General features: G+C 38.0%; 10 protein-coding genes. 5 read left to right on the forward strand and 5 right to left on the reverse strand.

Annotated elements, in window-relative coordinates:
• Positions 1–34 precede the first annotated feature (34 nt).
• Positions 35–157, reverse strand: a complete 123-nt coding sequence (locus tag NMK36_RS17000; RefSeq protein ID WP_072719488.1) for a photosystem II protein Y — start codon at positions 155–157, stop codon at positions 35–37.
• A 553-nt stretch (positions 158–710) separates the two neighbouring features.
• On the opposite strand from NMK36_RS17000, the gene NMK36_RS17005 reads away from it, so the two are divergent.
• Positions 711–2,546, forward strand: a complete 1,836-nt coding sequence (locus NMK36_RS17005) for a vWA domain-containing protein (RefSeq protein WP_254174233.1) — start codon at positions 711–713, stop codon at positions 2,544–2,546.
• Between the two features lie 327 nt (positions 2,547–2,873).
• Here NMK36_RS17005 and NMK36_RS28815 read toward each other — a convergent pair whose 3' ends face one another.
• The 4 genes from NMK36_RS28815 to NMK36_RS17030 all read right to left on the reverse strand — a co-directional run bounded on the left by NMK36_RS28815 (position 2,874) and on the right by NMK36_RS17030 (position 8,160).
• Positions 2,874–4,460: an SDR family NAD(P)-dependent oxidoreductase gene (locus NMK36_RS28815; RefSeq protein ID WP_072719490.1), complete on the reverse strand. Its 1,587-nt coding sequence runs from the start codon at positions 4,458–4,460 to the stop codon at positions 2,874–2,876.
• Between the two features lie 356 nt (positions 4,461–4,816).
• Complete coding sequence (gene guaA, locus NMK36_RS17020; protein ID WP_072719491.1) at positions 4,817–6,436, reverse strand: glutamine-hydrolyzing GMP synthase; 1,620 nt, start codon at positions 6,434–6,436, stop codon at positions 4,817–4,819.
• A gap of 180 nt (positions 6,437–6,616) precedes the next feature.
• Positions 6,617–7,795 (reverse strand): cobalt-precorrin-5B (C(1))-methyltransferase CbiD, encoded by a 1,179-nt coding sequence (cbiD, locus tag NMK36_RS17025; RefSeq protein WP_072719492.1) that lies wholly within the window; start codon positions 7,793–7,795, stop codon positions 6,617–6,619.
• A gap of 44 nt (positions 7,796–7,839) precedes the next feature.
• Entirely contained in the window at positions 7,840–8,160 is a 321-nt protein-coding gene (locus NMK36_RS17030; protein WP_367400274.1) for a TMEM14 family protein, read from the reverse strand.
• 215 nt (positions 8,161–8,375) lie between these two features.
• On the opposite strand from NMK36_RS17030, the gene NMK36_RS17035 reads away from it, so the two are divergent.
• From NMK36_RS17035 to NMK36_RS17055, 4 genes are all read left to right on the forward strand, one after another.
• A complete protein-coding gene (locus NMK36_RS17035; protein ID WP_072719494.1) occupies positions 8,376–9,695 on the forward strand; it encodes an ATP-binding protein in 1,320 nt (439 codons plus the stop codon).
• Positions 9,696–9,777: 82 nt separating this feature from the next.
• Positions 9,778–10,191 carry a tellurite resistance TerB family protein gene (locus tag NMK36_RS17040; RefSeq protein ID WP_072719495.1) on the forward strand — a complete coding sequence of 138 codons (414 nt, stop codon included), beginning with the start codon at positions 9,778–9,780 and terminating at the stop codon, positions 10,189–10,191.
• A gap of 108 nt (positions 10,192–10,299) precedes the next feature.
• Positions 10,300–11,355 (forward strand): hemopexin repeat-containing protein, encoded by a 1,056-nt coding sequence (locus NMK36_RS29015; RefSeq protein ID WP_072719496.1) that lies wholly within the window; start codon positions 10,300–10,302, stop codon positions 11,353–11,355.
• A 23-nt stretch (positions 11,356–11,378) separates the two neighbouring features.
• Complete coding sequence (locus tag NMK36_RS17055; RefSeq protein WP_072719497.1) at positions 11,379–12,326, forward strand: putative 2-dehydropantoate 2-reductase; 948 nt, start codon at positions 11,379–11,381, stop codon at positions 12,324–12,326.
• The last annotated feature ends 22 nt before the right edge of the window (positions 12,327–12,348 follow it).

Here is a 12,348-nt window from a genome sequence, read left to right on the forward strand (position 1 = left end):
AGGATAGGGCAAAGCATTGGTTAAGAGTTAATATTTAACTTTTATTTAAAAAGCCTTGAACTTGTCTGAGGGCGATCGCACCAATATTATAGACAGCCCATCCCGCCGCAGCCAGCAAGGGTAACAGAACAATGAGAATCCGAAAATCGAAATCCATAGATTTTCCTCCTAAAAATTTTTAAACGTCTCTCATCTTTTTATTGTGATCGTATTTTTGTCTTTACTGGTCTTAAATTTCCTCCCCAGGCAGGAGTTGGGGTTCCCAAGACCCAAGACCCAAAAAACTGATCTTTGACTGTTTAGCGATTAGCTAAGGTTTCGCTAATGGCCTAAAGTCAAGCATGATAAGGAGATTCTATCAGATTTCCGGGGGGATGGAATGAGAACCCTGTTCAAAAATGTGAAGTTTTGTTAATTATCTTCAGGGAAAGTCCCCAAAACCTATAGCGCTACTTGAAGAGGGAACAGCTTAACTGGGAACACCGAACAGTAAGCAGTGAATCCTTTTGCTGGATTTAGAAATGTCCTAACTGTAATGTGTAGCGCTATAGACCCAAAAAGCAAATCTTAAATTTTGATCGATTTGAACCTTTACTGGGCACAATAGAAACCAGAGAAATTGGGGGATAGACCATGTTAACCCGATCACACTTGTGATGACAGCTTTTGATGAATTTTGAAATTTTGGCTGATCTTTAGGAGTTTAAATTATGATTCAGGTTAACTATTCGCTTTCTCATTCATTAATTGCTACGAATACAGCGACTACCGTTGATTTAATTCTAAATTTTAATGGAGAAAAAACAGCCCGTGTTTCTTCTCGACGACCGTTGAATTTAAGTTTAGTCATTGATCGTTCGGGTTCAATGGCAGGTCAACCTTTGCGTTATGCCATTCAAGCTGCCCAAAAGTTAGTTGAATCTTTAACGGAGCAAGATATTGTTTCTGTTGTCATTTATGATGATCAAGCTGATTTAATTTTACCTCCTCAACCCGTTAAAAATAAAGCGGAAATTTGTAAAATCCTGGGCAAAATTAAAGCCGGAGGTTGTACAAATTTAAGTGGGGGTTGGTTATTAGGCTGCGAACAAGTTAAATCTTGTCTCAATCGTGAACATTTAAACCGAGTTTTATTATTAACCGATGGACAAGCCAATGAGGGCATTACCGATCCTCAAATCTTGACAAAAACGGCTCATAAACAATCAGAACAGGGTATTATCACAACTACATTGGGATTTGGTACTTATTTTAATGAAGATTTATTAATTGCGATGGCTAAGGCGGCGGGAGGGAATTTTTATTTTATTCAATCTCCCGATGAAGCCACCGATGTCTTTCGGATTGAATTAGAAAGTTTAACCTCCGTAGTTGGCCAAAATTTAACCGTAACATTACACCCTGAATCCTCGATTGAACTCCGAGAAATCTTAAATAATTACCGAACATCCTCCACTGAAAAGGGCTTAGAAATTTTTGTCGGGGATGTTTATGAAATAGAAGCCAAACAGTTAGCCGTACAATTAGTAATTCCGCCTCAAAATCCTATTGGTCAACTGCCACTGATCTCGATTCATTATCAATATCAAACTATTGTTAATGACAGTATTGAACAGCTTTCTGGAGAATTACCGATTACCATTAATATCGGTTCCGAGGCAGACGCTCAACAAGTTAAACCCGATCAATCCGTTTTTGAACAAACCAGTAAATTGAGAATTGCTCAAGTTAAAGAACAAGCGATCTCTTTAACCGATAAAGGAGACTATCAAAAAGCGGCGGAAACCTTACGATCTGCGATTCAAGACATTCAACAAAAACTCTTAAACGAAATCTTTGAAATTGCTGAAGAAATTGAACAATTAGAATATTATGCTCAACGGATTGAAACCCGAAATTTTGATTCCGTCAGCCGTAAAGAAATGCGAGATCAATCCTATCAAACCCGAACTCGCAACCGAGAAGACTTAAATTTACGAGGAATTGCAGCCGGAGATGCTGATAGTTTAGAGGCCGTTTCCAGTTTTGAACAAGGGGTATTAGTCGAATGTATTCGCGAGGGGGGAAAATTAAGAGTTCGAGTTATTTCAGACGGGTATAATCCAGAGTTTAATGTTCAGTTTCCACGTCATATTCGAGAAGAAGGCGTTACTTATATTGTCGAAGAAATTAAACTGTCTGCCAATGGAGATTTTTATCGTGCTTCTGGAACCATTAAACGCTTCGTCAAACCCGGAGAAGAATGTCAAGCCGGAACACAGAAAACCCCAAAAACGACTAATTTACAAGCTGCTAAAGCTCCTAAATCCTTCGCTGATTTAGAAACCACTGATACCGTCGGAAATGGCGTGATTATTCAATGTGTGAAAGAAGGCAGTAAACTCCGGGCGCGAGTTGTTTCCGATGGTTATAATCCTAATTATAATATTCGCTTTCCTCGTGATATTCGCGCCGAAGGTGTACTCTATGTAGTTGATGAAGTTCGGGAGTCTTCCGATGGCAAATCTTATGCCGCTTATGGCAAAATTCGCCGTCTGATTCAATAGAATTGGATGCTAACCATCAACACTTAAAGAAAATAAACCTCAAGGTTTCGGGTCTAAACAACTAGCACATATTACTGAAAAAAGGAATCGTCTACGGCAGGCTTGGTCGCTAGTGATTCAATGCTGACTGTAGTTATAATGCCCTGAACTCAAGTTCGGGCTAAAAGCTCAAACCCGTTTTAACGGGTTAAGAAAAACAAGCCTTCAGTCATCTTTAGATGACGTAGAGACGTTGCATGCAACGTCTCTACAGCCTGAAATTTATTTCAAGGCTTTTAGGGTTAAGTTGACGGACTTTGAAAGAAACCTCGCTCCTACGATTTACCTCTAAAAAAATACAATGGGAGATTGGATGTGAGAACTATAACTTCTACACATTTTAACGCTAGATTCGGCAAAACGGAGGGTTAAGGAGAGACGAACTTGACCACTCATATTACAAATCGAACGGTGAATTAAATCATCAGTAAAAAAGATAAATTCTCCCGGTTTTAAACAAACGGGTAATGCCAATTGTTCTACATCTGTTTTGACTTCAAAAAAAGGATTTCCGCTAAAGGGATCATTCATTTTAACCGAACATAACGAGTTATATTTTTCCGGTAAATATTGAAATCCATTGCCCGCATTTACTTCAGTTAAAGCAAGATAAGCATGGAGAGTTTTTCCCGTTTTTGTTAATAACTGAGGATATCGGTCTTGATGCCAAAGGGGAATTAATTGTTGTGCGGGATAATTCACCCATAATTCAGAACGCCAAAGAAACAAAGATTCTCCTAAATATTCTCGAACTTTTTCGAGTAAATAGGGGTTTTGGCAAAGTTCAAAAATAACAGGAGAATCTAAATGGCGTTCCATGTGAAATTCCCGTTTTAATCCTTGAATTAGTAATAATATTAATGAGCCAAAATTTCCGGTTTTGAGAAATTGATAGCTATTAAAAAGGACGGGAATAGGAGAACGGGGTAAAACAATCTTGAAAATCTGTTTTTGAATCTCTTTCAGTTCGGTTTCGGTTAAATTTAAAGAATAAGGCCCCCAGATTCCATCTTCAGGGTTATATTGAACGGGGGTTTGTATAATTGGATTAGATAATCCAGTCCAAAATAAACTTTTTTCCCAAATTTGACTCGCTAAATGATCATTTATGCTAACATCCGTTAAGGGCATCGGTTGAAGATTTCGATTTAGGAATTGACCTTGAACTGAATTATATTCAGGATCAGTCAAAAATTTCATAATATTTTTACTTATTTTTTGAGGAGAATTACCAATCTTTAAAAAACGGCTTAACTGATGCCAAATGGTAATATTAGATTGAACAAAACCCGGATGAAATGTATTGACTCTGACGGCGGTTTGATACAATTGATGTTGTAGAAGATACCGCATCAAGAGTAATAAACACATTTTAGAATCTGCATATAATTTCAGGAAGTTCAAGGGCGTTTTCTTCACCCATCGTTTCCAGTCCAGATTTTTTGACCATAAAGCTACATCAGAACCTATGAATATTATTTGGCTGGATTCTGATGAGTTGAGTTTATCTAATAATAAATAGGTTAATAAAAAATGTCCTAAATAATTGGTTCCCCAAATTAATTCAAATCCTTCTTCTGTGGTTCCAGATTGATTAAAAATACCTGCATTATTAATTAATAAATTTAACGGAAGCTGTCGTTTTTCAAAATGATTAACACAGCAACGAATTGAATCTAATGAAGCTAAATCTAACGGTAAAAATTCAACTTTTCCCTGATTTGTGTGTTTTTCAATATAATCAATGGCTTGATAGGCTTTGCGTTCAGAACGACAAGCTATTAAAACATGATATCCCTGTTTAGCGAGTTCTAATGCGGTGGTTAAACCTATTCCAGAACTTCCCCCGGTGATTAGACAAACTGGTGGTTTCATATTAACTCTGGTTAAAATTCACTCTGGTTAAAAAAATGCCTTTGTAGAGACGTGCCATGGCGCGTCTCTACGGTTATTGAAGGCGCGTCTCTACGGTTATTGAAGGCGCGTCTCTACGGTTATTGAAGGCGCGTCTCTACGGTTATTGAAGGCGCGTCTCTACGGTTATTGAAGGCGCGTCTCTACGGTTATTGAAGGCGCGTCTCTACGGTTATTGAAGGCGCGTCTCTACGGTTATTGAAGGCGCGTCTCTACGGTTATTGAAGGCGCGTCTCTACGGTTATTGAAGGCGCGTCTCTACGGTTATTGAAGGCGCGTCTCTACGATTGTTTATGGGGAATTTGACTTAAAAAATTCTATTCCCATTCAATAGTTCCAGGCGGCTTAGACGTAATATCATAAACGACCCGATTCACGCCACGAACTTCATTCACAATCCGATTAGAAATCTGTTCTAATAAATCATAGGGAACCCGTGACCAATCGGCCGTCATGCCATCTTCACTACTCACAAATCGTAGAACAATCGGATAAGCATAGGTGCGATGATCTCCCATCACCCCAACGCTTCGCACCGGAAGTAATACTGCAAAAGCTTGCCAATAATCGTGATAAACCCCTTGTTTATTGATTTCTTCACGAACAATTAAATCTGCATCTCGGAGAATATTTAACTTTTCAGCCGTGACTTCTCCTAAAATCCGAATGGCTAAACCAGGGCCAGGAAAAGGATGACGTCGAACAATTTCTTCGGGTAAACCAATAGAACGCCCGACTTTTCTGACTTCATCTTTAAACAGTTTTCGCAGGGGTTCTACTAATTTAAACCGTAAATCTTTAGGTAATCCTCCGACATTGTGATGGCTTTTAATTTTAACCGCAACCCGTTCTCCGGTTTTGGGATCAACATTAGTATCAGCCGATTCAATCACATCAGGATATAATGTTCCTTGAGCTAAATAATCAAAGGGCCCTAAACGAGTCGATTCTTCTTCAAAAACTCGAATAAATTCTCGACCAATGCGTTTACGTTTTTCTTCGGGGTCAGTAACACCTTCAAGTTGTTTTAAGAAGCGTTCACGGGCGTTCACATATTGAACCGGAATATGAAATTGTTCATGAAATAACTTAACTAATCGTTCCGGTTCTAATTTCCGCATAAACCCTTGGTCGATAAACATACAAGTTAAATTATCGCCAATGGCACGGTGTAATAAAAAGGCTAAAGTTGAAGAATCAACGCCACCGGAAAGTGCTAATAATACCCGTTTATCACCAACTCGCGCACGAATTTCTCGAATGGATTCTTCAACAAAAGCTTCCATTGTCCAAGTCGGTTGACAGCGACAAATATGATAAACAAAATTGCGAATTAAGGCTTGACCCCCAATGGAATGAACCACTTCAGGATGGAATTGGACACCATATAAACGTCTTTCATGGTCAGCAATGGCGGCGCAGGGGGTATTATCAGTATGGGCTAAAACTTCAAATCCAGGGGGTAATTGGGTGCAGGAGTCAGCATGACTCATCCACATCGTTGCACCCTGTTCAACATTGGTGAGTAAATCCGTTGGATCATCAATCTGTAAAGAAGCTTTACCATATTCGGCGCGTTTGGCTCGTTCTACGCCGCCACCTAGCTGTTTTACCATTAACTGCATTCCATAACAAACCCCTAAAACGGGAATACCCAACTCCCAGAGTTGGGGATCACATTCGGGTGCGCCTTCATCATAGACAGAATTGGGGCCACCAGAGAGGATAATGCCTTTTGGGTTCAGGGCTGTGAGTTGTTCGGCGGTGGTGCGGTAGGAAATCACCTCAGAATAAACCTCGGTTTCCCGAATGCGGCGGGCAATTAATTCGGAATATTGGGAACCGAAGTCAAGAATGACAATCATTTGTCGGTTCAATTTTTCGCCTGAAGTATGAGTATCTTGGGGTTGAGTTGGAGTTTGAGTCTGGGGAGACATATTGAGTTTAATGTAAGGGATAGAAATTAGAAGGTCAAAAACTATAAAATCCACACGTCCTCTAGTCTCACTGAGGAGAATATATAGAGGAGGCTTTCAACGGCTCATGACATGATTATAGATTTAGCGATCCTGAATTAGCGGTTATGGGTCAGGATGGACAAATCTTGACAACAGCCTTCAAGAGTGATTCAAATTAGAATAACAAATTTGCTGTAAAAGTGTATCAGCGATTTTACTTGTGATGATAATTTTACGCTTACGGTCGAACATTAGGGAACCTACCTTGACATTTTTTTCGCAGTGGGTGTAAATATAAGCCTGGGATCGGTGATCAATCGCGGTTGCGATCGCTCCATAAACTTGATTAACCCAATTTTCCCCTTGTATTACCTCTAATTCTCGCAGATATTGTAAGGCATCCTCAGCCGTTGTGCTGTTAAAAATTTGTTGAAGATTTACGGTGGGGAGTCCAGCAGTTGCACAATAGGCGGTTAATATTTCTAATCGGCCATCAGCTAGATGATGATGGGTGTGGAAAATTCCCCCCGCTAATTTGATTAATTTGCCATGATAACCTAATAATAAAATGGATTGAATTCCAGCTAAGGCTGCGGAAACTAACATTGATCCTAACCAATTTGCTGTTTTCACGATTTGTTGAGGTGGAATTCCCATTTTCTGAGCCAAATCTAATCCATTTTCACCAATACAGAAAACTAAACAATCAAATTCTCTAGCTTTTTCTTGTAATTGCGCTTGATAGTGTTCTAATTGTTCAGGAACAGTTAAGGCTTGAGAAATTCCGGTTGTTCCCAATAACGATAAGCCTTCAACAATTCCAAAAGCAGCATTAGAGGTGCGGGTTGCCAGTTGTTTCCCTTCAGGTAAAATAAAGGTGATTAAAATTTTTTCGTTAGGTTTTAGGTATTTCTCAAGATTGGCTAATAATAAAAGTTTTGCATAACGATAAATTGCGGTTTGTCCGGTTTTTTCATGATAGCCAATTCCTTCTCCACCTTGAATAAAAATAGCATCTGAAAGTTGATCCCTTCTCCCTGGAGAAGACAAAGGTAGGGGTAAATGATTCACCCATTCTACCCTTGCCCAAATGGGCGTATTTCGAGTTAAATCTAAATTATCTCCTGGATCAGAACGAGTAATCGCTAAAGCAGAATTTTCGGTTAACATCGCAATTTGTTCAATGGGGATATTAACTGTTTCCGCCGGATCTATTAAATCAATGGAAACTTGCTGAAGGAACTGATTTTTTTGTTGTAAATATTGTAAAGCAGCTACAGCCGCAGCACAAGCAAAAACAGGAAGTGTATATCCAGAACAAGGTTGATTTATAATCATAATTTTTAGCTGTATTCCCTATTCCCTATTCCCTATTACTATATTCAAAGAATTTGCAGTTGATATCCCATCAAAGCCAAGGCAACAAATCCGGCAATAATCATTAATCCAGAAGGCATGAATTTACGGGTTTTGAATAAACGGGAAATAAAAGTAATGATCAAAAAACCCGACAGAACAATGGAGAAAATTAATCCCCAGGTTAACCCTTGAATCTGAAGAATTCCACCTAACACCAGTAATAGACCAGTGGTACAACCTGCAAACAGAGAAATTTTACTTTTAGCTTTAGTATAACCAACAATGCCACCGATAATCGCTAATAAGCCGTAAGCGATCGCAGCAATTACCCCTAAACTCATCATAACTCCTGTTCATCCCATTATTACAAAGTTCTTTTATACAACTTTAGGGGCGAACTGGATTAACATTTGTTCTAATTGTATCAAAAGTTAAACTTTAACGTTGTAAAAATTTATATAGAGCTTGTTAATCCTAGAAATCCAGCATCTGGGAAAAAAAGAGTTTCTGAATCAGACAATTTTTGGTAAAATGGAAGATAAATTGTCAACTTGTTCCTATGTCTTCTCTGAATAGTCAAATCATCTCTCAGGTACGCTTTTTGCAACGTCAAGCTGCATCTTTATTATTATATCAAGAGGTTTTAAATGATGAAATTGGACAGGCATTTTTAAGCCTGCTAGAAGCATTCCATCACGGTGAATCTAGTATTTTAAATTGTTTAAAAGCCTATGGAATTTGGTTTCAAGTTCAAGCCAAACATCGACAAACTTGGCAAGACTATTTAATTACCCAAATTTTACGCGCTGATAATCCCTTTAGTCAACAAGCGCAGCAAATCTCCTTTAATCAATTATCCTCGTCTTTAATTGAAGCAACAAAACTAGACTTAAAAACATTACAAACCCTCTATCAATGTAATAGTGAAAAAATAAGTCAGTGGTTACGAAGTATTGCCCAATTATCCGAAAATCCGACAATTTGGCAACCGCAACCGGAACAGTTAAATAAAATTGAAGAATTGCCCCTAAAAAGTCAGTTTTCAACCTTAGAAAATTGGTCAGATGCCGTAGAAAGTTTAGCAGATCATTATCGGAAATTTGGGACGGGTTTATTTGCCAGTGCCTCTGCATTTCGTTGGCAACAGAAACAATTTATTAAAATTTTAAATCCCGATCCTGTCCATTTAAACCAGTTAGTCGGTTATGAAACCCAACGGGATATGCTCTTAAAAAATACTGAAATTTTATTAGCCGGATATCCCGCCTTAAATGTTTTATTATATGGAAGTCGAGGTGCGGGTAAATCCTCTTTAATCAAGGCATTATTACACCATTATAGGGATCGAAATTTAAAATTAATTGAAGTCGCAAAATCAGATTTAAAAGATTTATCTCTTGTGGTCGAACAGTTGCAAGGTGTACCGCAAAAATTTATTATTTTTGTGGATGATTTATCCTTTGAAGAAGATGACGATGCTTTTAAAGCCTTGAAAGTTGTATTAGAAGGAAATTTAACAGCCCGTCCTCAAAACGTTGTGGTTTATGCAACCTCTAACCGTCGTCATTTAGTGCGAGAATATTTTGAAGATCGACCGTCTCCAAAAGATCAGGATGAAGTTCATGTTTGGGATACGGTACAGGAAAAATTATCCTTTAGCGATCGCTTTGGTTTAACCTTAACCTTTGAACCGGCGGATCAAAATACTTATTTGAATATTGTCAAACATTTAGCTTATCAAGGAGGAATTGAGATTAGTCCTGAAGATTTGCAGTTTCGAGCCTTACAATGGGCCACTCGTCATAATGGTCGATCTGGGCGGACGGCGCGACAATTTATTGACTTTTTAACGGCTGAATTAGCAATTTTCAGAAAATAAATTGGAAAAAATCAGCAGATAGTGTCATCATAAGCGTGGGAAAAATCTGCTTCAATTCCAAATTAGTCAGGAGGTTTTAACAATGCCAAGTCCCATTGAACTGAATTCTGCGGAAGCTTTTGCTGCGATCTCATTAATTGCAGTAGCAGCCGATGGTTATATTACCGGAAGTGAGTCCCAAGCGATAACAACAACGTTTTCACGAATGCAGCTTTTCAGTGATTATTCCGGTGAGAAAATGCGAGCTATGATTGATCAACTCCTAAATCAATTACAAGAGCAGGGATCGGATGTATTATTAAAAGCAGCCGTGGAAAAATTGCCTAAAGAATTGAGAGAAACGGCTTTTGCCGTTGTTACAGATATTACCTTAGCCGATGGAGAAATTACCGAAGAAGAAGATGCCTTGCTCGATAATCTCTTTAATGTCTTAGAGATTTCTGAAAGCATGGCAAATAACATTATTGATGTTATGTTGATCAAAAATAAAGGATGATACAATTAGAGAAAAAGAATTAAAATTGAGTAGGTGGGCATTGCCCACCTCAGTGTATTTTTACAAAATTTAAGTTTTCAAGATTTAGGTTTGAAATGAGAGGATAAAATGACTTATATCTACAGTCGAATCGTTCGTTTTCAAGATACGGATGCTGCGGGTGTGGTTTATTTTACCAATATTTTGGCGATGTGTCATGAAGCTTATGAAGCCTCTCTAACAACGGCTGAAATTGATATTAAAAATTTTTTTATTAATCCTGATTCTGCTATTCCTGTTGTTCATGCAACAGTTGATTTCCGCTTTCCTTTATATTGTGGAGATCACATTTTAATTGAATCAACCCCTGAATTGATTAATGAAACTTCTTTCAAAATACAATATAAAGTTGTCTTGAAATCTTCTGATCAATTAATTGCTCAAGGATCAACGAAACATATCTGTATTGATCCAAAAACTCGTCAACGCAAACATTTACCAGCAGAAATTCTTAACTGGTTAGATTTGGGAAAAGCTCGGTTTTTGATGGCGGATTTAGATACAGTTGTAATTTGGCGAGATGGAAATGCTTATTTTTTCAAAGGCAATCAGTATATTAATTATAATTTAGCCCACCACTGTATTGAATCAGGATACCCTAAAAAAATTCAACAGGGAATCGGAGCTAGTTTTCCAGAGTCCTTTCATCAGGGAATTGATGCGGGTTTACTCTGGAATAATGGCAAAGCATTTTTATTTAAAGGAAATGAATATCTTCGCTTTGATTTATATCAAAATCGGGTAGAACCGGGTTATCCTCAAAAATTAAATAGTGGGAATTGGTTGGGATGGCCTAGTCATTTTTATCAAGGAATTGATGCTGCTGTTTTATGGAATAATGGAAAAGCTTATTTTTTTAAAGGGGATGAATATATACAATATGATATTTATAAAGAAATGACAGATCGAGGTTATCCCAAGAAGATTAAAGACGGATTAGGAAAAGAATGGCCTTTGAAATTTACGGAAGGGATTGATGCAGCCGTAACACTTAATTATCAGAAAGCCTTTTTATTTAAAGAAGATCAATATATTGTCTATGATATTAATCTAGGCTCTATTGAGCCAGGTCATCCTAAAAAAATCAATGAAACTTGGTCAATTTTTTATTGTAAACCTCGTTAAATTCAGGAGCGTTTTTTAAGGTTATGGCAACTCGAAGCTATGCAATTATTGGTACAGGTGCAGTCGGAGGGTTTTACGGTGCGAAACTTCAAAAAGCGGGTCTGGAAGTTCATTTTCTCCTAAATCGAGATTATGAATTTGTCCGTACACAAGGTTTAAAAATTGACTCTTTAGAGGGGAATTTTACCCTGCCCCAAGTTCAGGCCTATAATGATGTTCATCAAATGCCTCCCTGTGATGTTGTGATTGTTGCTTTAAAAACGACTCACAATTATTTATTACCTCAACTATTGCCACCCATTGTTAAACCCGATGGAGTTGTTTTACTCTTACAAAATGGACTCAATGTTGAACCTCAAATTGCTGAAATCGTTGGGGAAAAACGAGTGATGGGGGGACTTTGTTTTATTTGTTCTAATAAAGTCGGGCCTGGACATATTCAGCATATTGATTATAGTGCGGTTCATTTAGGAGAATATCAAGCTCAATATCAACCCGGAGGAATTTCCGAGCGTATGCAAGAGATTGGAAGAGATTTTCAGCAAGCTAATATTCCGGTGGAACTGACAGAAGATTTAATGTTATCTCGATGGAAAAAATTAGTCTGGAATATTCCTTATAATGGGCTTTCAGTGGTGTTAGATGCCAGAACCGATGAAATCATGGCAAACCCAGAAACTCGTCTTTTAGCAGAAGAATTAATGGGAGAAGTCGTAGCGATCGCTTCTAGTTATAATCGCCATCTTCCTAAAAATTATATTGAATTGATGCTCGATCATACGGATAAAATGAAGCCTTATTTAACCAGTATGAAGTTAGATTATGACGCTCATCGTCCTTTAGAACTGGAAGCTATTGTTGGAAATCCTTTACAAGCTGCTATTGCTCAGGGTGTTGATGTTCCTAAAATTACGATGCTCTATCAACAGTTAAAATTTTTAGATGCCCGAAATCAAACTATCCTCCGATAGAGGGAGAAATTAGGAAGGGTTC

Source organism: Planktothrix pseudagardhii (assembly GCF_904830925.1).
GTDB lineage: Bacteria > Cyanobacteriota > Cyanobacteriia > Cyanobacteriales > Microcoleaceae > Planktothrix > Planktothrix tepida.